Here is a 25,162-nt window from a genome sequence, read left to right as displayed (position 1 = left end):
CGTCCTATTCAATTACACGGCGAAAAGGTGGCAGGGCGTCGAGCAGAGATTTTCCGTAGCGTTTAGTCACTAAACGTCTGTCTAAGATTGAAATCCGGCCATAATCCTGTTCTTTACGTAACAATCTACCACAGCTTTGCACCAGTTTGCGTGAAGCATCTGGGATCGTAAGCTGCAGAAATGGGTTACCACCCTTAATCTTGATGTATTCTGAGTGTGCTTGCTCTACGGGAGAGGTCGGCACGGCAAAAGGAAGCTTGGTAATAATAAGGTTAGTTAAATAGTCGCCTGGCAGATCGAGACCCTCAGAAAAGCTGCCTGTGCCAAATATAATGCTTGGTTTGCCTTCATCACATCGGGCCTTATGCTGCTTCAGAATTTCTTGTCTTGGCAGGGTTCCTTGGATCAGTAGTCCTGTTTTAATTTTACTTTCGACTAAGTCGGCGACTTTTTCCATCTGCCAATAAGAGGCGAACAAGACTAAGCTTGCCATCTCGTCTTCGACCAGTGCGATGATATGCTTGGCTAACTCATCGGTATACTTGTCATCCGTTGGCTCGCAGTCCATTCTAGGTAAAAATAGGGTCGCGTTTTGCTCAAAATCAAAAGGCGAGTCTAAAGCTAAATAGCGACTGCCGTCATTAATCGATAGCCCGACTTGATGAGTAAAGTGATTGAAGTTGTTTAACGCGCGCAATGTGGCACTACAAAGTACGACACCAGCGGCCTTATTCCATAACAGGTTTTCTAGCATAAATCCGACCTCTATTGGCGAGGCGCTAAAGAGGTAATCGGCTTGCTTACCCGTTAGTTGCTCAATCCAACGTGCCATAGGTGCACCTTTCGGGCTGTCTTCTTTGGCCATCATCTTCCACAGCTTTTGTGAATTCTCAAGCCGTTGCAGCATAAAGCCTGTTTCAGATAGTAATGCTTCTGATTGATGCTTGGGGATCTCGCCATCTTTTATTGCTTCGTTTAGCAGGCTAAGCATTTTATTAAATTGCTTTAGTGCCAAATTGGATGCCGTTGCTAGATTTTCAGCTTGAACCGATAATGCAGAAGGCAATTTACCGTGTTCGAACCGGAAGCGATTTTCTGGGTTATCAAATTTTGCTGATTGCGCGTCACAAAACTGCGCCACTTGATTAAGTAGACCCGCAATATCACCGATATGGTCGAGCATCGACTGCGCGGGCGCGATAATATAGTTGCTTTTAATCTGGTTTTGCAGTTTGCTGGTGGTCTTGCTCAGTTTATCAAGCCAGTCAGTTGCGCCGCGCACGGTCGACTGTGCGCTACTAAAGTCTCTGGCGACAATAGGTAGGTGGTGCGCTTCATCGATGATGTAATATAGATCTTCGGGATCAGGCAAAATTACGCCACCACCGAGCTCTAGATCAGCAAATAGCAAGCTATGGTTAGCAATCAGCACATCCCACGTATCGATATCTTCACGTGCCTTATGAAAAGGACAGTTTCTATGGTTAGCAAGTTGGCGATGACAGCTATGTTTATCGCATGCTATCTGTTGCCATAGGTGATCTGGTAGTGGCTTAGTTAACGTATCGCGTTCACCATTCCAAGTGCCTGCTTGATAGTCTTTTAATAAACCTTCTAACATGTCGACTTGGCTTTGGTCTGGCTTGGTTTGCCACATTGCCATTTGGGTGCTGTTATCTGGGCCAACTAACATTTCTAACTTAGATAAACATACATAGCGTTGACGGCCTTTGACTAAACCAAAAGTAAAGTCGAGCCCTGATTGTTGCAGAAAAAAAGGCAGGTCTTTATGCAGCAGCTGCTCTTGCAGTGCGACTGTCGCCGTTGCAATACAGACCTTTTTCTTACTGGCCAATGCCAGTGGAATTGAGCCCAGAATATAAGCCAGTGATTTACCAATACCCGTGCCAGCTTCTACCACGATAATACGGCGGTTCTTGTCATATTCTCCAGCAAGCGTTTTTGATATTTCCGCAACAATATAGTTTTGCTCCCGACGAGGACGAAAGTTAGGCAAGGATGCAGAAATGCCCTTATATATAGTACGAATTTGAGTTTTAACGTCTGCGGATAACATGAATGCACTGAGCTAATAAATAGTGCTGTACATAATAACAGTGATTACTTAGCCTAAGAAGCGTTTAGTGATTAATAGTGTATTTAATTGAGTATAAAGTATGAATTCAAGGTTGAGCATGCAGCAAGTGATTAAAGGTAGAGTATTGACTCGCCATGCCATCCACCGGCAGGGCAGCCTTATTTTACAGTATTTTATTCAAACCCAAACGGGCCCTATAACAGTTGAAATCCCTCATCAGGAGCATGTTTGCTTTATACATTCGACTGATGCATCTCGCTTATTACACTGCGCTGGTCTCAGAGGGATCCGCCGTCGTGAACTCTCACTTAAGAGCTTTCAAAATATCCCCGTATCAGGACTTTATTGTAGCGATGCTAGGCAGTTACGCACGTTAGTGAGAGCTGCAAAAGATCTCGATATTGAGCTGTTTGAAGCCGATGTTAAAGCTGAACATCGATTTTTAATTGAACGCTTTATTGCATTAGATGCAGAGTTTCAGGGACAGTTCCAAGAGCATTTTATAGACAAACAACAAGTTGCAGCTGAGGACTTAGATCCGGTTAAACATCAACCACTGTTTATTGCAAGCCGCGCGCGTAAGACTGAATCAAGCATAAGCCTCAAAGCAATTTCTTTAGATTTTGAGTGCAGCTTTAGCGGCGAACTCTACTCAGTTGGTCTGTATGGGCAAACGGTCGAGGGTATCGTCTACCAAAAGGTCATTATGGTCGGACAGAGCCAAGCTTGTGAGCAAGATTATATTGAATGGGCACAAACTGAAGCCGATTTAATACATCGCTTAATTGCCTGGTTTAATGAATATGATCCCGACATTATTATTGGTTGGTCAGTGGTCACTTTTGATTTGGCCTTGCTTTATCGCCGAGCGAAACACCATAACATCACCCTTAATATTGGCCGTGATAACCACACTCTTAGTTGGAAGGTCGAAGATAAGTTTAGACCCGAAACCTTGTCGCTTCCTGGCCGTGTCGTATTAGATGGTATTGATTGGCTTAAGGCCGCTTTTTATCAATTTGATCGCTATTCATTGGAGTTTGTAGCGCAGCAACTGCTGGATGAAGGTAAAGCGATTCATAATGTTGATAATCGTATTGATGAAATCAACGATCTATTTTTAAATGATAAGCCCGCGTTGGCGCATTATAATCTAACTGATAGCCGCTTAGTTTGGGATATTTTTCAGAAGACCCAGTTATTTGATTTTGTCATTGAGCGCGCCAAACTTACAGGTTTAGAGCTTGGCCGTGTTGGTGCATCTGTCGCGGCATTTAACAATCTATACCTTCCTCATTTGCATAGATCGGGCTTTGTTGCGCCGAGTAAACCTGTTAGTGATGGCATAGAAAGCCCTGGTGGTTATGTGATGGACTCGGTACCGGGTCTGTACCGCCATATTTTAGTGCTCGATTTTAAAAGCTTATACCCTTCAATTATTCGCACCTTCCTTATAGATCCTAAAGGCTTGGTTGAGGGGCTAAATCTTGCAAGTCATCAACAGCAAGACAAAGCCGTTCAAGGCTTCTTAGGCGCATGGTTTAGCCGTGAGCAGCCCATTTTACCTAGGTTAATCGAGCACCTTTCATCGGCACGAGAAGACGCAAAGTTACATAATAATGCCCCCTTGTCACAAGCGATAAAGATCATCATGAATTCTTTATATGGTGTGCTCGGTTCGCGCGGCTGTGTTTTTCACGACGCAAGGCTTGCGAGTTCAATTACCATGCGTGGTCATGAAATCATGAAACAAACGCGGCTCTGGATCGAAGCTGAAGGCTATGAGGTCATTTACGGTGATACTGATTCTACCTTTGTTTGGCTGGGAAATGACTTTGAACTGGCACAAGTCCAACAAACCGGCAAATCGCTAGCAGAAAAAGTGAATCAATTATGGAGCAGCAAGCTTAACAGTGATTTTGAGCTAGAGAGTTTTCTAGAGTTGGAGTTTGAAACTCATTTTGAACAGTTTTTTATGCCCACACTAAGGGGCTCCATAGAGGGCTCAAAAAAACGTTATGTTGGCACTAAGCGCAACAGCTTAGGTGATTCCGAGTTGATATTTAAAGGAATGGAACAGGTCCGTAGTGATTGGTCGCCGTTGGCAAGGCGAGTTCAATATGAACTCTATGAGAGACTATTTCAGCAACAAGCTGTCGAGTCTTACCTCAGAGACACTGCAGAGAAGTTGAATCGTGGTGAACTCGATAATGAGCTCATTTTTACAAAACAGCTTAGACGAGATCTAAGCGAGTACACCGCCAAGTCTGCTCCCCATTTAAAAGCAGCACGTAAACTATGTGAAACAACAGGGGATCCTCAGTACGGTAAGCGTGGGGCCAGAATTGAATATGTGATGACATTAAATGGGGCTGAACCAGTGTCACATACATCCGCATTAATTGATTATAATTACTACCTTTCTCGGCAACTAGAGCCTATTGCTGAACCAATACTTTCAATTATGAAAACCAGTTTCACTGAGGTTACCACAAATCAAATGTCGTTAATTTAGTTTGCACTGCATTAATGGGCTGCTAAAAAAATGTTAACAAATGGTTCTTTCCTTCGTCGTTTCTGTGTTTGCTAGTTAATTAAGTGCAAAATCTAGCGAATAGTGTGATGTTCGTCTTTGAGTGGTTGCAGATCTTTTGATAATCTCATTTGTAATCAGGATAGAAAGAAAACAACGGAATGGAAGACGATTTGAATGAAGCAGACTGAACAACATTAAGGTTAGGCAAATTAAATGAAAAAGACTCTAGTAGCATCAGCTTTGGCAGCAGTTATATTTGTGCCAACAGCATCAGCGATTGAAATCTATAAAGATGATAAAAATGCAGTAGAAATCGGTGGTTTTGTCGATGCTCGCATCATCAATACACAGGGTGCTACGGAAGTAGTTAACGGCGCTTCACGTATTAATTTCGGTTTTACCCGTCAGATGAGCGATGGCTGGAAAGCCTACACCAAGTTAGAGTGGGGCGTAAACCCATTCGGTGACAGTAAAATTGTTTACAATAGCAACAGTACTTTTGAGTCTGAAAGTGGTGATTTTCTTAATAACCGTTTAGGTTACGTGGGTCTTAGCCACGATACTTACGGTTCTATCACTATCGGTAAGCAGTGGGGCGCATGGTACGACGTAGTTTACAACACTAACTACGGTTTCGTATGGGATGGTAATGCATCAGGTACTTACACATATAATAAAGCAGACGGTGCGATTAACGGTACTGGTCGCGGTGATAAAACGGTTCAATACCGTAATGCGTTTGGTGATTTCAGCTTCGCTTTGCAAGCACAGCTAAAGCAAGATACGTTTGAAGTGGATGAAGTGCCAAACGCTTCTAATCCAATTTTCCCTACAGCTGATTTTATGTCAGTTAAAGCTGCTGGTGTAAATATTAAGAGCTCAGTGACAACTGTTGAGTACAACTACACCTACGGTGGCGCAGCTACGTATAATGTAACTGATATGCTAACGTTGACTGCAGGTTTCAACCTAGGCGAGTTTGAAGCAACTACTTCAGCAGGTAAGCGTCTAACTGAAACTGATTCTATCTATGGTGTCGGTGCAACTTGGGGTAACTGGGACGCAGAAGGTGTTTACGCAGCATTTAACGTAAACAAGCAAGAGTACCACGATACTGATAACCTAGGCCGTATGATGCCTGAAGCTAAGGGTCTAGAGTCTCTAGCATCTTACAAGTTTGAAAACGGCATTCGTACTTTCATCTCTTACAACATCCTAGATGCGGGCAGTGAATACGAAGCGGCATATGATGGTGATGTATTTAAGCGTCAGTTTGTGGTTGCTGGTGTTCACTATGTTTGGGATACCAATACCGTGCTTTATCTAGAAGGTCGTAAAGACTATAGCGACTTCACTGGTGTAAATGCTGCAGCAATGGCTAAATCAGAAGATGACGGTATCGCAATAGGTATCCGTTACACGCTTTAATGTGTAAAACACGAAAGTGAACAAAGCGCCTTATTAAGGGCGCTTTTTTTTGCTTTAATATTGGCTGGTTATGCTATTTAGTTATAAATATTATAAAAGTTGTATTTTACGGTTCGGTGTTTGGAGTGGTTTGGAGTGGTTTGGAGTGGTTTGGAGTGGTTTGGAGTGGTTTGAGGTGGTGTCAATCTAGGTAATGAGTATGATTATTCATATTGTTAACGGCAGGCGCTCTCTTTCTGTCTGAAAAACACTCAGTTAGCACATTTCCATGTTTTTTATTTTTCAATAGATTTAATTTCCCCTTCTAGTAATTTATTTCTTTTTTATCAGGGTTTTGCGTTCCACTCTCGGTGTTTGTAATGGTCGAACTGTCTGGAATGAATTGTTTACACATAATGCGTATCAACTGTCTTTAGTGTTATTCCCCCCTTTAAATACTGCTGGTTTATTTGCAAAGCAATCAAAATCGGTGGGCAGTACTTTTGTGTTACCTGCGTTAAAAATAACCAAAAAAAATCAGTTCGGGGTGAAGTTTTTTCATTGTTTAAAAATGTCACACCTCTATTATTTCTTTGACTTTCAGTCATTTGTGTAAGTTGATTTGTATTTTTATAAAGTAGGGTCTGGCTGTTGAGTAAAACTTAAAGCCTCTCAGAACAATCAAGTAATCCAGTAAGTATTCGTTAAAGATAATTTAGCTGCTTAGTGTTTAAGAGGTTATCTCTTTGTAATTGTATCGAAAAAAGCTTGATGAGATGCAGATGTTGTAAATATGTTTCCAGTGTGTTTTTATTTGTGTGCAAATTCTCATTTACGTAACTTTTCGTTAATTGATGTGAATTGCTAAAAAAATAAAAGAGAGTCCAGGGAGATTTACAATGTATAAGAATAACTTTCTATCTAACTCAGTGCGTTTAGCACTAGTTAGTGGTGCAATGACAGCAGCTTTTACCGCTCCAGCAGTATTCGCAGCTGAAGAGTCTGAATTAGAAACAATTGAAAAAATTGAGGTGACAGGGTCACGACTTCGTACAACTGATATGCAAGGGTTTACACCTGTTCAGGTTATTGATGCGTCAGAAATTGATACGTCAAGTGTTGCAAATATTCAGGAACTATTACTTAAAAATCCGGCATTTGGTACTCCAGGTATTAGTCGTACTAACTCAAATTTTTCCACAGCTAGTGCTGGTGTTGCGACTGTTGACTTAAGAAATTTGGGGAGTGCACGTACTTTAGTACTTGTTAACGGCCGCCGCTTTGTTTCTGGTGTACCAGGTTCATCGGCTGTTGATTTAAATGCAATTCCGACTCAATTTATTGAGCGTATAGAAATCATGACCGGTGGTGCATCAGCTGTATATGGTTCTGATGCGGTAGCTGGTGTTGTTAATATTATTTACAAGAAAGACTTTGAAGGCATTGAATTTGATGTTCAGACTGGTCAAAGCCAAGAAAGTGATTCAAAAGAAGATCAAATTCAATTTACTATGGGAACAAACTCTAGCGATGGTAAAGGTAACGTCATGGTTCATGGCGCTTACACTAAGCAAGGAGCTGTTTATTCTCGTGACCGTGACCGCTCGGCTGTCGACCAGGCGTCTCTAGGTGCATGGTGGACTGGTGATCCTGATGATTTTTTCACCCCTAACCGCCCATTCTACTCTAGCTATGCGCCACAAGGACACTTCTGGGCTGGCGATGAGGAGTATACTTACGATAGTAATGGTAATTTAATTAACGGTTGGTCGACTAACGGCAGCGATACTCAAGAAGCTAATGGTTTCAATCGTAGTGCATACCGTACCATTGCAATCCCTACAGAGCGTTACTTGTTAGCCGCTACTGGCAAATATGAGTTTGCAGATGGCTGGAATGCCTTCCTAGAAGGAACTTATGCGGCAACTCAAGCTACGACCCAGTTAGAACCATTCCCAATGGCTTCAGATGATGTTTTTTCTGCTTCTGGCGGACAAATGCCACTTGAATATGAAACATTTATTGAAAGTGCAATGAATCCTGGTGAGTACGAGCGTACGATTGTTAGAAATGCGTTTGTACCAGATGCCATTTTCAATTCAGCAACAGATACAGATGGCGACGGTTTACGTGATATTTTCTTCACTCGTCGTCTAGCCGATGTCGCAGCACGAGGAAATGTCGCTGATCGTGGTACATTCCAAATTGTTGCTGGAGTTGATGGTGAGTTGACTGAAGGTTGGTATGTCAATGCACATTATGGGTATGGACAAACATTAGAATCTCAAGTTTCTAGCGGTCAGTTTAATTCATTAAACTTCCGTTCTGCTTTAGAGGCTGTTGAGGATGAAAATGGCGACATCGTTTGTCGTGACGCCGATGCCCGTGCTGAAGGTTGTGTGCCTGTAAGCGTATTTGGTGCAAACTCAATTACTGCTGCAGGTGCAAACTACATCCAAGCGCCAGGTTTATTAGCAACGTTTACATCGCAAAAAACCGCTGGTTTAAATCTTTCTGGTGACTTATTCGAAATGCCTGCTGGTATCGTGGGGCTTTCTGTAGGTACAGAGTATCGTGAAGAGTACTCCCGTAGTGAGTTCGACGCGCTTCAGCAATCAGGTTTGAACGGTGGTAACGCAATTCCTCGTACAGAAGGTGAATTTGATGTTATTGAATACTTTGCTGAAGTTAACGTTCCTCTTTTAGATGGCGTATTTATGGCTGAGCAGCTAAATTTACGTGGTGCATATCGTTACTCTGATTACTCAACTGTAGGTAACACAGATAGCTGGAATGTGGCGCTAGATTGGGCTCCAATTGAAGAGGTACGCTTTAGAGCTATTAGAGCAATATCTACTCGAGCGCCTAATATTAATGAATTATACTCACCACCTAGTCAGACTTTCCCTACAGGCCTCACAGACCCATGTCTAGGGGTTACGGCAACAACGAGTGGCGCGCAAGCAGAAGCATGTCGAGCCGATGCTGGTGTTATGGCTAACATTGCTGCAAACGGAGAGTTTACTCTTAACCAGGCAGATCTGCAGGGCGTTAGTGGCTTTAACCGCGGCAACCAAGAATTGGGCCCTGAAAAAGGTAAATCTACGACATTCGGTGTCGCTATTTCACCTGAAGGTCTAGCAATTATTGAAGATTTTGACTTCAATATAGATTACTTTGATATTGAAATTGAAGATGCAATCGTATCAACTCCGCGTCAATTCATCCTTGACCAATGTTACGGTGGTGATGCATCTTTGTGTTCTTTTGTGACTCGTCGCCCACAAGATGTTGGCTCGAATAGTGCTGGTTCTCTTGAGTATATTGATTCAGGAGATACAAACAGTGGTGGTTACGTTACAGAAGGCGTAGATTTAGTTGTTAGTTATGCTAAAGACTTCGAGGATTATAATCTAGCTGGGCAAGTGAATGCTCGACTGGCTTATACTCATGTAATCGAAGGTTATACAAATCCGCTTCCTGGTTCTGATAAAGATACATTCAAAGGTGAAATTGGTGCACCTGAGAATAAGTGGTATTTAACCCTTGGTTACAATTATGAAGATTTAACCGTTTCTTGGAGCACTACATTTATCGGTGAGTCTTACCTAGATGATGATTGGCTATCTGGTTATGACTTAGCACCTGAATCTGTAGGTATTGGGTCTGTTACTTATCATGACATGAATATTGCGTACCAACCTTGGGATATGGCTGAATTCTATGTTGGCGTAAATAACTTGTTTGACCAAGCACCACCTCCAATTATTACAGGTCTTCCTGGAAGTAATACAGGTACTGAGACTGATGCAGGAACATACGATGCTGTCGGACGTCGTTATTATGCTGGTGTAAGGTTGAAGTTCTAATTATTAATCAATAACCTAAAGCCCTCTTAAGCCAAAACTTAAGAGGGCTTAATTTATTCCATACAAAAAGTTAAGCTTTATATAGTTGCTCGATTGCATGTCGAAAACGTACGTTTAATCTTATGTGCACTTCAGCTTACCGGTTGTCCCTGGTGGTGTATCGTGCTCCAACCGTTGGCGAACTATATGCTGGTCAGTCTGACAGCTTCCCAACAGATCAAGACCCTTGTAATACTAAAGGTTTTGGTTATTTATCTGCAGAAGGCCAAGCGCTATGTTTAGCACAAGCTGTTCCAGCTGGCGGTGCAACACAATCTGATTCACAGTTGCGTGCTCGTGTTGGTGGTAACCCAGACTTGAAACCTGAAGAAGGTGATACTGTTACTGTCGGTATCTCATATTCACCTGAGTTTTTAGAAGGCTTCAACGTAACTGTTGATTACTGGGATATTAAGTTAGACAACGTCATCGACTCATTGTCTGCAACGAACGTTCTTAACCTATGTTATGACGATTTAAATACTAATGAATGTCAGCAGATTACTCGTAACCCTGATGGAACGATTAATGCAATTTTTTGCTGCAAACCGAAACTTAGCTTCTCGTACTGCATCAGGTATCGACTCAGAGTTTAGTTATAACTTTGATACGTCTATTGGTGATTTCAAAGCATTTATTGGCTGGACTCACTTATTGAAGCGTGAAGATACAGACTATGTTGGTGCAGAAGCTCGTGAAATGGTTGGAACATTTGACTTCAGTCTTGGTGAGACGTTTGCTGAAGATAAAGTTAATTTCAACCTAGATTATTACTGGAATGATCTATCTGTAAGTTATGCCGCAGAGTACATTGGTGCTACAACTGCTGCGACAGCGTTCTGGGAAGAAGGCTACCTTCAGAAAATCGATTCTCAGCTATATCATGATTTAGCGTTTGCATATTCTTTCGAGACGGGTACACGTGTTTCTTTGAATTTCACTAATATTTCAAATGAAAAACCACCGTATATCGATAATGGATTTAACGCGAGTACTGATCCATCAACATACCGTATGTTTGGTAGTTCATACTCATTGCGTCTAACGCAAAAGTTCTAATGATTCGCTAACGTAAAGTTAGTTCTCTAAGCTAAAGCCGCTGACAAGTTCTCTTGTTGGCGGTTTTTTATTTCCATAACATTTAGTTTTCACCTGTTTTACTTGATGGCAAGCCAGCTGATTGGGGGGCTATATCGAGTTAATGAGCTAGTTTTGCCTGGTATCAAATTTTATTTTTTGAATGATTTTCTATTTAGCACCGAAGTGTAAATTTAGTCACGATTTGAGTGTGTACAGACTTGTTCCATCTATCTCTTAGCGCCAAACTTTATACAATAACCTTATAAGTTATTGCTAATAACTTAAAACCTGCCACAGGGCTTACTATCTAATAATTTGACTACCAGTCTAGCGTTTTTACCTGCTAGTTTTGAAAGACTAGGCTTATATTGCATCCATTTCACGCAAATCTTTTACAGGTTTTACTAGCGTGTGTTAATAAAATGTTAATTATGGTCTCGTTACTGGTAATGTTATAAGTCTTATTAATCAGCTATTTGCAGGTGTGCCTGTGCATTTGCAATTTTTTTAAAATTATTATATTTAACACTCGTTTATGGAAAAAGCCTCTTTTGATTGTTTTCCATCTTCTAAGCTCGTTTTCCAGCAGTTTTAGGCCTTTCGAAATGTTGACACAGGTCAACATTTTGTGAAATGATGCCAGCGGGTCTACATCCTCGAAGATGTAGAAAAGGGAAGATAATAATTAACAATCACAATAGAAAGACGGGCTTAGGCAATAGGGAACTAAAGCAAAATAAGCGCACGCACCCTGTTGTCGATAAGTTAAAGCTTTTTTAATCACTTCAAATTGGTTGGGAACTATGTCCAAGGTAAGCAATAAAACAAAAATCGCTACAGCGCTCATTGGCGCACTAGCCTTAGCAGGCAGCAACTTAGTGATGGCCGATCCTCTTTCTGATGTTCAGAAAGCTGACGCTAAAATTCACGCTGAAGCAGCAACGTCTCAGAAGAAAGTTGATAAGTATTTTGACCAGGCTCAGGACATGTTGTTCGAGTACGGTTCAGTTGCTGATGAACGTGAATCACTAAAATCTTATAACGACTACGTAGCAGGTCTGGTTGCAGACCAAGAAGCTACTATGAAATCTATTCAGAATGACATCAACGGCGTTGATTCATTACGTCAAGGCGTAGTGCCATTGATGTTTAAGATGGTTGACGCATTAGAGCAGTTTGTGGCTTTAGATCTTCCATTTAATAAGGAAGTTCGTGTAGAGCGCGTTGAAAACCTCAAGAACCTCCTAAACAGTGCTGAAGTAACGCTTGCTGAAAAGTATCGTCTAATTTTAGATGCATACTCAATCGAGCGTGAATACGGTACAACATTAACTGTAAAAACCGGCAAGCTAGATCTTGATGGCAAGGAAGTGTTAGTAGACTTCTTTAACTTTGGTCGTGTTTCACTGTATGCGATGAGCTTAGACGGTAAAACAGCTTGGATGTATAACGATGAAACTAAAGGTTGGGATCAGTTAGAAGATGGTACGCTTCGTGAGCTAACCAAAGGTATTCGAATTGCACGTAAACAGGGTGCACCGGATCTATTCTCGTTACCAATTCCTGCTGCGGAGGCTGCACAATAATGAAGAAGTTTATCACTACAGCAATCGTTGCTGCGAGCCTGTCTTTAACGGCCGGTATAGCTAGCGCTGCAGATGCGCCTAAAACAATCGACCAATTACTTAATCAAGTAAAAGTTGATCGTGCTAATGCATCTAAGACTAACGTAAAGCGTGAGCAAGAATTTAAAAATGAGCGTGGCGATAAAGCTCAACTACTAAAGCGTGAAAAAAATGCTTTAGCTGCAGAGCGCCAACGCGGTAAAGACTTAAACCAAGCGTTTTTGGATAACGAGCGTAAAATCGGTCAGTTAGAAGAAGACTTAAAAACGGCTCAAGGTGACTTGGGTGAGATGTTTGGTGTTGTTAAAGGTGATGCGGGTGATTTCGCTGGTAAGCTAGCGGGTTCTAATATCTCTGCACAGTACCCTGGTCGTGACGTATTTATTGCAGACCTTGGTGCACGCAAACAACTGCCAAAGATTGACGAGCTAGAGCGTTTCTGGGAAGAGCAGCTGTTTGAAATGGCTGAATCTGGAAAGGTTGTTAAGTTTGAAGGCACTGTTACTGGTATCGACGGTAGCGTGAATGACACGACTATTACTCGAGTTGGTGCATATAACCTTATTGCCGATGGTCAGTATGTTGTTTACAACGCCGATCTTGGCCTAATCCAGGAGCTGTCACAGCAACCTGATGGTTATCAAGTTAAATCTGCTGCCGCTTTCGAAAATACAACGTCAGGTACAGCTAATCTTTATATCGACCCTGTTCGTGGTGTTCTTCTAAACATCTTTACGCAAAAAGCAACGATTGAAGAGCGTATTGAAGCGGGTGGAACTATCGGTTACATCATTATCGCTTTACTTGTTCTTGGTGCAATCATCTCTATCGAGCGTCTAATCACGCTAGGAGTTGTTGGTGCTAAAGTTAAGGCGCAGCGTAAGAACCTAGATAACCCAGGTAACAACCCGCTTGGCCGCGTACTTAAAGCATACCAAGACAACAAAGATGTTGACGTTGAAACACTAGAGCTGAAACTTGACGAAGCAATTCTGAAAGAAACACCAGCGTTAGAAACTCGCATCTCTATCATCAAGGTTCTAGCAGCTATTGCACCTATGATGGGTCTACTAGGTACAGTAACCGGTATGATTGCAACCTTCCAAAGCATCCAGTTATTCGGTACTGGCGATCCTAAGCTAATGGCTGGTGGTATCTCTATGGCACTTATGACGACAGTTCAAGGTCTAGTTGCTGCACTACCGCTAATGCTTATGCATGCAATCGTAGTTGCACGTAGCAAGACAATTGTTCAAGTACTTGAAGAGCAAAGTGCGGGTATTGTTGCTTCACACGCTGAGAAGAGGAAAGCCTAATGTTATTCCTGATGGATATCTGGGATTCCGTCAGGGGCTTCATGGCCTCCGGAGGCGACGTCCTCTGGTTAGTGGCAGCTGTATTGTTTGTTATGTGGGTATTGATGCTTGAACGCTACTGGTATCTAAATTGGATATCACCAAAAGAGCACAAAGCAATCATTGCTGCATGGGAAGCACGAGAGGATTCAACCTCTTGGTATGCACACCGCATCCGTGAAGCTTGGGTATCCCAAGCGAAGCAAGATTTAACGGCACGTATGCTGATTATCAAAACGTTAGTAGCAATCTGTCCAATGATAGGTCTACTAGGTACCGTAACCGGTATGATTTCAGTATTCGATGTGATGGCAGTTCATGGGACGAGTAATGCTCGTATGATGGCAGCTGGTATTTCAATGGCGACCATGCCGACAATGGCGGGAATGGTGGCAGCATTATCGGGAGTATTCTTCAGTACTCGCCTTGATGCAAAAATGAAAATCAGTTTAGCAAAGCTAAAAGACAGCATGCCTCACCACTAGAGAGAGATTGAACATGGCACGTAGAAAGCATTCAAGCGTAGAAGAAGAAGCTGAGATTGATATGACCCCGATGCTCGACATCGTGTTCATCATGCTTATCTTCTTTATTGTAACAACATCGTTTGTAAAGCCATCAGGCCTTGACTATAACAAGCCTGAAGCGTCACAAGCGACGAAGAAGCCTTCAGCTAACATCTTTATCGGTGTGAGCAAAACGGGTGTCATCATGATGGAAAACCGTCAAGTTGATATCGAACGTGTAACTGCAAACGTAGAGCGTATGCTTGCAGAAGCACCAGAGGCTGCAGTATTGATTCAAGCAGACCAAGAAGCTAGACATGGTTTAGTGGTTAAGGTTCTTGATAACGTTAAAGCTGCGGGTATCGATAAGATATCTGTATCGGCGGGGAACGAATAATATGCTGAGAGGAATAGTATCACTGATAATTGGTGCTGCTGTGACTTTTGCTTTGTTTGTCTTCATGGCATTTTTGGTAGGTGGCGGTCCAACCCGCCACGATTCCTCGACAGAAACACCTGTCATAGAAATCACCATGAACAAAGATGATGCATCAGCGCAGAAAAAGCCAAGGGTTAAGCCTAAACCGCCAACACCCCCAGAGCAGCCGCCAAAACCGGATACTACGCCACCAGATAGTTCATCTGACATTGATACAAATATGTCATTTAACATGGGTGGGGTTGATGCCGGTGGTGCAAACACTGGATTTAAACTAGGCAATATGATGACACGAGATGGTGATGCTACACCTATCGTGAGAATCGAGCCTCAGTATCCAATTGCTGCAGCACGTGATGGAAAAGAAGGTTGGGTACAACTTAGCTTTACCATTAATGAGCTAGGTGGTGTTGAAGACGTTAAAGTCATCAAAGCCGAGCCAAAGCGTTTATTTGATAAAGAAGCGCGCCGTGCACTTAAAAAGTGGAAGTACAAGCCAAAGATTGTTGACGGTAAAGCCCTTAAACAAACTGGCATGACGGTCCAACTTGATTTCACTCTAGATAAAGGAGGTAGATAATTATGCGTAAAGTTAATTCGATTGCTGCCGCTTTATTACTTTGTTTAGGTGGAAGTATCGCGCTAGCACCGGTTGCTTATGCTGCCGAGAAGTGCCCGATTGAGAAGCGTAAATCGAAAGCCGTTGGCCAAAGTGCCTCTAAGAAAGTGCAAAAGTCTTTTCAAGCCTATACCGAAGGTAATCTTGATGAAGCTATTGCCATTCTTCTAGAGGCCAATGTTAATAACGATTTTGATAAAGCTTATATCGACCGTATGTTAGGTAACTTCTATGCGGAAAAAGGACAGATGGGTAGGGCGACTAAGCACCTTAAGTCTGCGGTTGAAGCTGATATCTTAGGCGGCACGGATCACGCGCAAACTCTAAGACTCTATGCAGACCTCCTGATTGGAGAGAAGCAGTTCAAAGAGTCTATCCCAATGTATTACAAGTGGATGGAGTTTACCTGTAAAGAAGATGCACAAGTCTATAAGCGTATAGGTATTGCATATTCTGAGCAGAAGCAGTGGGACAAGGTGATTGCGGTTGCAGATAAAGGCTTAACCCTGTCTGATAAGCCTGATAAAGGCTTATATCAGATGAAGCTGACTGCTTACTTTAACAAGAAGCAGTATAAGCAAGCGGTTAATGTGCTTGAAGTCATGGTGCCATTATTTCCAGACGACAAGCGCCTTTGGGTTCAGTTAGCTCAGTTTTATCTAATGACCGAAGACTTCACTAAGTCACTTGCTACATATGACTTAGCTTATAAAAATGGATTTTTGGAGACGGCGGGTAATATTACGCGTTTGACTCAACTGCTTGCACAAAATGGCGCGCCATTTAATGCATCGCAGATCTACGCTAAGCATATGAAGTCTGGGTTAATTAAGGAAGATGAAAAGAGCTTAACGACTCTTGCTGGTTTTTATCATAATGCTAAGGAGCTGAAAAATGCTGCTCAAACTTATGGTAAAGCGGCTGCAATCAATAACGCTGGTAAGCTTTACCTCAGACAAGGCCGTATTTTGTCGCTAGATGGTCAGCATAAAGCTGCTATTACAGCACTTAAGAAAGCGTTGGATGCGGGGGTTAAAAGCCCTGGTGAAGTTCAGTTCGAACTTGCCCTTGCTTACTTAAATCAAAAGCAGTACAAGACAGCATATAAGTATGCCAAGCTTGCTGCTAATGATAAGAAGACTGCGCGTTCAGCTAAGAGCTATATCTCTTACATTAAAGAAAAAGCGCGCGTTCATAACGTCGCTCTTTAATTTAAGCTTCTGTATAAAAGCCCCTTTTTAGGGGCTTTTTTATTTTCAGCTTATCTACTCTTAGAGGTTAATAATGATATGTTTATCAGCCAAGGACTCTTTCATGTGCTTGGTGTGTTTTTCAACAGTGCTAAATAGAGTTTCTAAATAAATATCTTTGTTTGGCTGACATACACAGCCACCCAATTCATACTCAATTTGATTATGGCGCTGCGACTTCAAATTGTGATTAAACTCTGCGATTGCAAGCTCTAATCGCTTAATCACCACGTTAGCACCAGTAGCATCCACTTCAAAAAGACCTAATGCAAAAGCCTGATTATCAAGTCTAGCGACTAAATCGGTAGCTCGTTGCAGAGCTTGTTGTACTTGCTTCATGAATAATTCTAACAATTGTGGTTGAGAAATAGTTTCATGAATGTGTGGGCATAGATACAATAAGGCAAGACCTTGACGGTCGCGCATATGGCGATGCCATTCGCGATTGAAAACTTCCATAAAATAGGTTTGGTTATAAACACCTGTTTCAGGATCCCTAAAACCAGAGTTACTAAATGAATAGATCATTGAAGACTCCTTATGTACCTCTGGTTTAAGTATAGAAAAGAACAATAAATAAAAAGGAATAAAAAATGAGGAAGGCGGTACTCGCGCTGTCAATTGGCGCAATTTTAGGCTTAACAGGCTGCGGTGAAAGCGAAAGTAAACAGGCACAGCAATCAGAGATTACAGCACAAAAAACAGCAGAGCAGGCTGCTCAAATACAGTCAGCTGAACAAGCTTATCTATTGTTAGTGGATAATTACTTTAATGATTTGTTGAAGCTCGAACCTATCTACGCCACATTTGTTGGTGTGAATGACTATAACGAACAATTTGGCGATGGTTTGTCTGATGCCTATTTAACGCAGCGTCACGAGCTCAATACGCGTTATTTAAAAGAGGTAAAGAAAATAGACCGCAGTCAGCTCTCAAACGAGTTGAAGCTTAGTTATGACATGTTTAATTATGATCGTAACGTAGCTTTAGCCGATGAGACATTCCCAAATCACTTTATGCCGATGAACCAGTTTTATAGCACTGTGATTAGCATGGTTCAGCTAGGTAGTGGTGAAAGTGCGCAGCCCTTTAAGACTGTAGAAGACTACCGCAACTGGGAGAAACGACTTCAAGGTTTTATTGAGTGGCTTAAGCTTGCTCAAGTGCGTATGGATGAAGGTATCGAGAGCAAAGTAGTACTGCCACGAGTGCTGGTTGAGCGTATTATTCCGCAATTGAGCGCCCAGCTTGTCGATAACGTGACTGATAGCTTGTTCTATACACCGATCACTTTGATGCCAGAGTCATTTTCAGATGCGGACAAGCAAGCACTGACTCAAGAGTATACAGCGTTAATTGCAGGGCAGCTGTTGCCAGAGCTTACAGTGCTTCGTGATTACTTTCAAAATACTTATATTAAATCATCTCGCGCAACAGACGGTTGGTGGGGGCTACCAAACGGTAAAGTGTGGTATCAACACCTTGCTAACTCTCACACAACAACGACTATGCCTGTCGATGAAATCCATAAGATTGGTTTAGACGAGGTGGCGCGAATTTTATCTGAAATGGATAAAGTGCGTGTTCAAGTTGGCTTCGAAGGTGACTTAACTGAGTTTTTTGCATCATTATCATCAGAGCCGCAGTACTTCTTTACAGAACGCCAAGGTTTGATTGATGGCTATATGGAGCTAAAAGAGCAAATCAATCGTCAGATGCCAGAGTATTTCAACGTCATGCCTAAAGCTGATTATGTGGTTAAGCCAGTGGAGAGGTTTAGAGAGCAATCGGCAGCGGGTGCCTCATACGATGCGCCAGCGGTTGATGGCTCTCGCCCAGGTGTATTTTATATTAATACCTATAACCTTAAGGCGCAGCCTAAGTGGGGCATGACCACTCTATCATTGCATGAGGCGGCGCCAGGGCACCACTTCCAGATTGCTATCAAGCAAGAGTTAACCGGTGTACCTGAATTTCAACGTTTTGGCGGTTATACGGCATTTGAAGAAGGCTGGGCACTTTATGCTGAGTACTTAGGGATTGAGATGGGGCTGTTTAATGACCCGTACCAATACTTTGGTAAGCTTTCAGATGAAATGCTGCGAGCCATGCGTTTAGTGGTTGATACTGGTCTGCACGCTAAAGGCTGGACTCGTGAGCAAGCGATTCAGTATATGAAAGACAATTCGCCAATGGCGGAATCAGATATTATCGCTGAGGTTGAGCGTTATATGGCAATTCCAGGTCAAGCACTAAGTTACAAAGTCGGTCAGTTAAAGATTTTGTCACTGCGTGCACAGGCAGAAAAAGAGCTTGGCGATAAGTTTGACTTAAAAGCTTACCATGACCAAATCCTCACTTCAGGTTCTTTGCCGATGGAAGTGATGGAACTAAAAGTAAACGATTGGATAGCTGCGCAAAAGTAAGTTAATACTGATGCGATAACCCTGTTGGTATGGTCATTATTTGCAAGTCGTTTGGCTATAAATAATGGTATATACTGACAGGGTTTTATTTTGCCTAAATGGCAATGACATTTATTTTATTGGAGTAAACCATGGTACAAGCGACTGCAAGACATCTACTAGTTGATAATGAAGCACAATGTTTAGAACTTAAGCAACAGATCCTTGATGGTGCTGATTTTGGTGATGTAGCTAAAGCAAACTCTTCTTGCCCATCTTCTGCCCAAGGTGGTGACTTAGGCTCATTTGGCCCAGGCATGATGGTAAAAGAGTTTGACGAAGTGGTTTTCAGCGCGCCATTGAACGAAGTTCAAGGCCCTGTAAAGACTCAGTTTGGCTACCACCTTCTAGAAGTAACAAGCAGAGGCTAAATACTGCTTAGCTTGTTTTAGAGGAATTAGCATGCTCGAACTGTATACCGATAGGCTCAGGTTAAGAACGGTTATCTCAAGCGATTGGGATAGTTTTTTATATACTCATTCAAGTGAACAACTAAATGAATATGTTCGTAAACCTCAGGCTGAAGCCGTTATACGAGATAAGTTCGAGCGTGTATTAAAAGCAAATGATTTCGATGTAGGCGAGTGGTTACTCACTATTATCGAAGATGTGCATACACAAGACTTTATTGGTTTCATTGGGCTGCATAATAGTGATGCAGAAATGGGACAAATAGAGGTTGGGTATATGATGCATCCAAGTGCTCATGGGCGAGGTTATGCCTGTGAGAGCTTAAAAGCCATTGTTGATTGGGCATGTCTGTCCTACGGGCCCCACAAGTTTATCGCTTATTGTATAGAGCAAAATATTGCTTCAATCAAGGTACTGGAAAAGTGCGGCTTTAAGCGTGAAGGCCTGTTGCGAGAGAATTGTAAAATCGGTGAGCAATGGTTTGATGATTGCGTTTATGGACTCTTAGCAGCAGAAAGAGTTTAACGACACTCGAAAGCATGCATAGGCATCTCAATAGGGTGCTATAATGCTGACAGTTTTGATTATTTAAGGCGAAATACCGTGAGTTCAGATACTCCAACGTTGACATTAAAGTCAGGCGAAGAATACATAGAATTATACAAGGTGTTGAAAGTTCAAGGAATGTTAAGTGCTGGCGGCGAAGCTAAGCACGTGATTTCTGAAGGACTCGTGACAGTAAATGGCGAAGTTGAAACCCGCAAGCGTAAAAAAGTGATTGCTGGTGAAGTTGTGAGTTTTAACGGCGAAAGCGTTAAAATTATCGCTGAGTAAGTGACAAGAGAGGAATAACATGCAATTTCCAGATGATGATAATGGCAAAATGCTTGAAGCCATGGCTGATGCCGGTATCGACTTATCGGTAGCACTTGATGTCGACTTCTTCTTAGTTTTTGAAGATCAACGTGATGCAGAGTCAGCACTTGAAGAGCTAGGTAAATCTGATCTTGAAGGTGAAATTGAACTACTGCTGAATGATGATTCAGGTAAGTGGGAGCTGATCGTTTGCCTAAACATGGTGCCAACCTATGACACTATTGTAGAGCAAGAGTTGAATCTACATGAATTTGCCCAAGAGTTTGGTGGTATTACCGACGGTTGGGGAGTGATGCAACATCAAGAAGGCGATGACGATTTTGCCGATGACGCACATGAGTGCGGTGATGGTTGTAAACACTAAATCAAGCTGCACAATCAAATTTAAATTAAGCCACTTATATTAGTGGCTTTTTTGTGCCTATCAGATGAAAATGAAGCCAATAGAAAAATAAAATAATTGCCACAGAAGGAGACAAGAATGGCAAGAATGATAAGTTTTGGAACCCCAGTTAACGATGCGGAACGTTGGGCTTTTTCGTTGTTAGCTGATGAGCTCCCTGAAGATTATATCCTACTGACAAATGTTGAGATCCCTGCCAAATCGGGTCAAGCAATGGAAGTTGATGCGCTGGTGATTGGCGAGTGGGGCGTGTATGTGGTCGACGTAAAGGGCTATATCGGCCGTTTAGATGCCGGTTTACATGCATGGTCATTAGATGGCCGAGAAGTGGATAACAGCTTAGCCAAAGCTAACTACGTTGCACGTGTTTTAGCGGGTAACGTCAAGCACAAAATTCCCGTTGGCGTATATGCGCCTTGGTGCCAAGGCATGGTATTTGTCACCGGCCGTAAAGGTGAAGAAATTGAGCTTGAAAAACAGCAGGGCTCGCTCAGTATTTATACCCCTAAGCAAATTGTCGACGCGTTAACCAAGGAGTGGGGGCTAACTGCGCCAAGGAAGCATCAAGTAACCGATACCCAAAAAGAGCTGGTATTGGAAACCATTGGCCAAGTTGCAGTGGTAGAGAAACGTAATAATCAAATTCACGACTTCACTAAACTTAAATGCTTGTTTATACAAAGTGGGCTCGAAGTCTGGCAAGCTGAATATAATCCCGGTGAATGGACTGCCCCCTGGTTACTAAAAGTGCTTATCCCCACCCAATTTACTGACAGCAATCAATCAGAGGCGCATGAAGCACAACTCAGAAGTGAGTTCTTGCGTCTGCAATCTCTATCTGGATGTTGTGGTGTTCCCTATTGTGCACCACTGATCCAAGACGGTGAGCAGTTAGTGCTTCCTATCCGTATGCCACGTGGTGTGCCACTTAATGTGCTCCAGTCTGAGCAGATGACCACCTATCAATTACTTGAAATACTGCGGCGCAGCGTAACTGGACTGCAACAGATCCATCGCAGAGGCTTTACCGTAGGCGGTTGGACCAGTAATTGTATTTTTGTCTCTGATATGGGGGACGTCGAGTTTATCGACATCAAAGATAATGTTAGCAATAACGAAGACATTAAAGCCTATGCAGAAGGTTTCCTTACGATTGCAGAGCAAACGCAACAACCTCGGATTTATCAATGGTATCGCGAGGCAATAGCTGGCAGCACAACCGACTTAGATGCCCTGCGTAGTGACTTGTCGGCATTGATCGATCATGGGGTATGCGACACTGTTCCTGAGAAAGTTGACATCACTGCTGGTGCGATTATTGATCACCACTTTAAGCTAGAGCAGTTTATTACGGCTAAAGAAACCAGTCAGTTCTGGCGCGCCACGCATCTGCAAGGCCAATATCAGTGCGGTGTGTCAATCTACAGTAAAGTGCAAGCTAACTGGCCGATGCTGAGCAATATCTATCGCACACTTGCTAAGGTTTATCACCCTCATATTGAAAAAGTATTGGCCTTTGGTCAATTGCCCCAAAGTGAAAACCTATTTATTGCCCGTGCGTGGGAATATGGCGTATCTATCGACGAGCTTGAAGAGATCCGTCTTGGGCAACCCTTAATGTGGTTTACTCAGTTGCTAACTGGTCTGCAATACATGCATCAAATGGATATTTATCACGGCGCAATCTGTCCTAAGAACATCATTTGTAATCCAAATAAAGCGATATTGGTTAATTTTGGTATTGGCCTAGATATTGCGGCGAGTCATTATGCATCTCAGTATGCAGACCCAAGGCTGTGGGAAGTTGAAGGCGAAGCTGAGAGAGATCTTTATGGCTTAGTCGCAAGCTTTGTTGATGCCATGGCACCGGAGAGTTTGAAAGGGGATTTAGGCCATGCTGGCATCATTAAAGCACTGGAAGCGTTTGATAGGCAGTGGTTTGGCGAAGCACTGTATGATGTTTGTCATAAAGTGCTTAACTTCGACTTGAGTGTTCATGCCGGTATGAATTACTTAGAGATGTTTGATTTAGCTGAAAATAATGTTACTCAATAGGTTAAGGTTATTATCAAACAGGGTTAGTGCTGCCGGTAAGGGCTAAAAAGCTCGAGTAGCCAGTCGATAAAAGATTGTACTTTTAACGGCAGGTTGCTCGATTTTGGCGTTAATAAGTAATAGCGATAAGGACTGGTGAAATCTGCTTTAAATGGGATCACCAGTTTGCCGCTTTTAAGCTCATCTTCAATAAAAAAGCGTGGAATAAGAGCCACTCCCATACCACTAGCAGCAGCTTGGCTCAGCATATAGAAATGTTCCACACCAAATTTCTTTTCTGTGGTGAGGGTAATACCAACACTTTGTGCCCACAACTGCCATAAACCCGGTCGAGTCGTATGCTGCAGCAGCGTCATATTGTTGATGTCGTTAAGGTTGGTGAGAGTAAGGGCTAACTCTGGTGAGCAGACTAGACACAAATCTTCATCCATCAAGGTTAATACATTGGCCGCTTTGGGCACGGTGGTGCTACTGCGTATGGCTATGTCAAAGTTTGCCTTGTTAAAGTCGACCTCAAAATCTCCGATTGATAAGTCAACATAGAGATGAGGATAGCGTGACTTAAACTCTTCCATTCTTGGGATAAGCCAACTGATAGTCAGGCTAGGTAAAACATTAATCGCTAGGGTTTGGGTTCTAAGAGGTTGAGTCATTAAGTCGCTAGTTGCATTATTAATAGTTTGTAGGGCAGCTTGTGCATTAATAAAGTAGCGTTCACCTTCATCTGTTAATTTAAGACTTCTATGTTGCCTAATAAACAGCGGCATCCCCACAAACTCTTCCAGTAGTTTAACCTGCTTGCTAATAGCACCATGTGTAACAAATAGCTCTTTGCCTGCCAGCGTAAAACTCATTAACCGAGCTGAGGCTTCAAAGGCTCGAAGTGCATTTAAAGGAGGAAGGTGTAGGTACATTAGGTGGGCCTTATTTGTCTTTAGTGTGAGATAAACTCACTTATAATGAACAATAACTCCTTTGTGTTTTAACTGCAAACCACGTCTAATAACACCACTCTAATTATTTGTTATTAAATCATGACTCTAGATCTTACTGTTGAGCTTATTACACTGTTATTTTTTGTGGCTATGTTGGCGGGCTTTATTGACGCTATTGCGGGGGGAGGCGGGCTGTTAACCATACCTGCTTTAATGTGGGCGGGCTTGCCTCCTACAGTTGCATTGGCGACCAACAAACTGCAAGCGTGTGGTGGTAGTTTTTTTGCGAGCTTTTACTTTGTGCGCAAGGGCATGGTGAAGCTCAGTGATATGAAGTTGAGTATCGCGTTTGCATTTGTTGGTGCAGCGTTAGGCACGATTGCAGTTCAGATGATCGATCCCGCATTCTTAGAGGTGTTTTTACCTTTCTTGATGTTAGCCATCGGAGGTTACTTTCTATTTTCGAAAAAAATCAGTGAAGAGGATAAGTTGCAAGTACTCACTCCGGGTGTATTTGCTTTTACTGCAGCCTTAGGTGTCGGTTTTTATGACGGATTTTTTGGCCCAGGAACAGGCAGCTTCTTTGCGCTAGCGTTTGTATCGCTCGCGGGTTATGGGCTGGCAAAAGCCACCGCGCATGCAAAAATTTTAAACTTTTCTACCAACATCGCATCGCTTATTTTCTTCGCCATTGGTGGTAAAGTCTTTTGGATGCTAGGCGGCGTGATGTTAATTGGTCAAGCGATAGGAGCAACACTGGGTTCTCGCTTAGTATTAACAAAAGGCACCAAAATCATTAAGCCACTCGTGGTAGTGATGTCGATAGCGATGAGCGTTAAGCTGTTATCGGCGCAGTATGACTGGTTTGCCTGATTCTAGATGGTTCAGATGGGTCTAGAGAAGGTAGTTATAGACCCGACAACAAGAGACCCGGTAACAAGACACACGATGGTAATTGTTTTGAGCGGTGTTGCCTAGATAGTATGGTCTAGGTGGTATTGTCTAAGTGGTAAGAGAAGAGAAACTTAAGGAAAAAACGTTTGCTAAGTGTAATGGGGTTTGATTTAAAAAAGCTGGCAGTAAAGGTTGTTATGCCAGCCATACTCAATAGGTGCTCGAGGGTGTAACAGATTCTGTGTAACTGCAGTTTTAGTTAATATGTTTCACAAGTCTGTCTTCAAACTCAATAATAAA

21 protein-coding genes are annotated in these 25,162 nt (G+C 42.5%); 18 read left to right on the top strand and 3 right to left on the bottom strand.

From position 1 onward, the window contains the following. Positions 1-4: 4 nt before the first annotated feature. Complete coding sequence (dinG, locus tag ACVBIO_RS08785) at positions 5-2,077, bottom strand: ATP-dependent DNA helicase DinG (protein ID WP_447164111.1); 2,073 nt, start codon at positions 2,075-2,077, stop codon at positions 5-7. Positions 2,078-2,177: 100 nt separating this feature from the next. Between dinG and ACVBIO_RS08780 the strand changes: the two genes are divergently transcribed. The 11 genes from ACVBIO_RS08780 to ACVBIO_RS08730 all read left to right on the top strand — a co-directional run bounded on the left by ACVBIO_RS08780 (position 2,178) and on the right by ACVBIO_RS08730 (position 16,784). After that, entirely contained in the window at positions 2,178-4,613 is a 2,436-nt protein-coding gene (locus ACVBIO_RS08780; RefSeq protein ID WP_447161225.1) for a DNA polymerase II, read from the top strand. 234 nt (positions 4,614-4,847) lie between these two features. Then, entirely contained in the window at positions 4,848-6,062 is a 1,215-nt protein-coding gene (locus ACVBIO_RS08775) for a porin (RefSeq protein ID WP_447161226.1), read from the top strand. An 878-nt stretch (positions 6,063-6,940) separates the two neighbouring features. Beyond that, positions 6,941-9,910 (top strand): TonB-dependent receptor domain-containing protein, encoded by a 2,970-nt coding sequence (locus ACVBIO_RS08770; protein WP_447161227.1) that lies wholly within the window; start codon positions 6,941-6,943, stop codon positions 9,908-9,910. A 122-nt stretch (positions 9,911-10,032) separates the two neighbouring features. Next, positions 10,033-10,545 (top strand): TonB-dependent receptor, encoded by a 513-nt coding sequence (locus ACVBIO_RS08765; protein ID WP_447161228.1) that lies wholly within the window; start codon positions 10,033-10,035, stop codon positions 10,543-10,545. Beyond that, on the top strand, positions 10,478-11,008 hold the full coding sequence (locus tag ACVBIO_RS08760; protein ID WP_447161229.1) for a hypothetical protein: 531 nt from the start codon (positions 10,478-10,480) through the stop codon (positions 11,006-11,008). The genes ACVBIO_RS08765 and ACVBIO_RS08760 overlap by 68 nt, the downstream gene beginning before the upstream one ends. Before the next feature lie 824 nt (positions 11,009-11,832). Continuing rightward, entirely contained in the window at positions 11,833-12,615 is a 783-nt protein-coding gene (locus ACVBIO_RS08755) for a DUF3450 domain-containing protein (protein ID WP_447161230.1), read from the top strand. Further along, entirely contained in the window at positions 12,615-13,970 is a 1,356-nt protein-coding gene (locus tag ACVBIO_RS08750; RefSeq protein ID WP_447161231.1) for a MotA/TolQ/ExbB proton channel family protein, read from the top strand. The genes ACVBIO_RS08755 and ACVBIO_RS08750 overlap by 1 nt, the downstream gene beginning before the upstream one ends. Beyond that, a complete protein-coding gene (locus tag ACVBIO_RS08745; protein WP_447161232.1) occupies positions 13,970-14,494 on the top strand; it encodes a MotA/TolQ/ExbB proton channel family protein in 525 nt (174 codons plus the stop codon). The genes ACVBIO_RS08750 and ACVBIO_RS08745 overlap by 1 nt, the downstream gene beginning before the upstream one ends. Positions 14,495-14,507: 13 nt before the next feature. Continuing rightward, the gene (locus tag ACVBIO_RS08740; protein ID WP_220759443.1) at positions 14,508-14,912 is read left to right on the top strand and encodes an ExbD/TolR family protein; all 405 of its coding nucleotides are present in this window, start codon (positions 14,508-14,510) and stop codon (positions 14,910-14,912) included. Between the two features lies 1 nt (position 14,913). Beyond that, positions 14,914-15,534: an energy transducer TonB gene (locus ACVBIO_RS08735; protein WP_447172422.1), complete on the top strand. Its 621-nt coding sequence runs from the start codon at positions 14,914-14,916 to the stop codon at positions 15,532-15,534. A 2-nt stretch (positions 15,535-15,536) separates the two neighbouring features. Further along, positions 15,537-16,784, top strand: coding sequence for a tetratricopeptide repeat protein (locus ACVBIO_RS08730; RefSeq protein WP_447161234.1), 1,248 nt, complete (start codon positions 15,537-15,539; stop codon positions 16,782-16,784). 60 nt (positions 16,785-16,844) lie between these two features. On the opposite strand, the gene ACVBIO_RS08725 is transcribed toward ACVBIO_RS08730, so the two are convergent. Further along, positions 16,845-17,351 (bottom strand): GGDEF domain-containing protein, encoded by a 507-nt coding sequence (locus ACVBIO_RS08725; RefSeq protein WP_447161235.1) that lies wholly within the window; start codon positions 17,349-17,351, stop codon positions 16,845-16,847. Positions 17,352-17,416: 65 nt separating this feature from the next. Between ACVBIO_RS08725 and ACVBIO_RS08720 the strand changes: the two genes are divergently transcribed. From ACVBIO_RS08720 to ACVBIO_RS08695, 6 genes are all read left to right on the top strand, one after another. Continuing rightward, a complete protein-coding gene (locus ACVBIO_RS08720) occupies positions 17,417-19,249 on the top strand; it encodes a DUF885 domain-containing protein (RefSeq protein ID WP_447172421.1) in 1,833 nt (610 codons plus the stop codon). A gap of 131 nt (positions 19,250-19,380) precedes the next feature. Continuing rightward, positions 19,381-19,659, top strand: a complete 279-nt coding sequence (locus tag ACVBIO_RS08715) for a peptidylprolyl isomerase (protein WP_447161237.1) — start codon at positions 19,381-19,383, stop codon at positions 19,657-19,659. A 31-nt stretch (positions 19,660-19,690) separates the two neighbouring features. After that, positions 19,691-20,224, top strand: coding sequence for a GNAT family N-acetyltransferase (locus tag ACVBIO_RS08710; RefSeq protein ID WP_447172420.1), 534 nt, complete (start codon positions 19,691-19,693; stop codon positions 20,222-20,224). A 78-nt stretch (positions 20,225-20,302) separates the two neighbouring features. Continuing rightward, a complete protein-coding gene (locus tag ACVBIO_RS08705) occupies positions 20,303-20,533 on the top strand; it encodes an RNA-binding S4 domain-containing protein (protein ID WP_447161239.1) in 231 nt (76 codons plus the stop codon). A 19-nt stretch (positions 20,534-20,552) separates the two neighbouring features. Continuing rightward, positions 20,553-20,939, top strand: a complete 387-nt coding sequence (locus ACVBIO_RS08700) for a ribonuclease E inhibitor RraB (protein ID WP_447161240.1) — start codon at positions 20,553-20,555, stop codon at positions 20,937-20,939. A 117-nt stretch (positions 20,940-21,056) separates the two neighbouring features. Then, on the top strand, positions 21,057-23,033 hold the full coding sequence (locus tag ACVBIO_RS08695; protein ID WP_447172419.1) for an NERD domain-containing protein: 1,977 nt from the start codon (positions 21,057-21,059) through the stop codon (positions 23,031-23,033). A gap of 23 nt (positions 23,034-23,056) precedes the next feature. Here ACVBIO_RS08695 and gcvA read toward each other — a convergent pair whose 3' ends face one another. Then, positions 23,057-23,947: a transcriptional regulator GcvA gene (gene gcvA, locus ACVBIO_RS08690; RefSeq protein ID WP_447164105.1), complete on the bottom strand. Its 891-nt coding sequence runs from the start codon at positions 23,945-23,947 to the stop codon at positions 23,057-23,059. A 120-nt stretch (positions 23,948-24,067) separates the two neighbouring features. Here gcvA and ACVBIO_RS08685 point away from each other — a divergent pair, with 120 nt between their 5' ends. Then, positions 24,068-24,841 (top strand): TSUP family transporter, encoded by a 774-nt coding sequence (locus ACVBIO_RS08685; RefSeq protein ID WP_447164104.1) that lies wholly within the window; start codon positions 24,068-24,070, stop codon positions 24,839-24,841. Positions 24,842-25,162: the final 321 nt, after the last annotated feature.

The sequence above is a fragment of the Shewanella sp. 0m-8 genome (assembly GCF_052977265.1).
The sequence above is the reverse complement of the archived record's forward strand: the minus strand, read 5'-3'. Positions and strand labels throughout refer to the sequence as shown.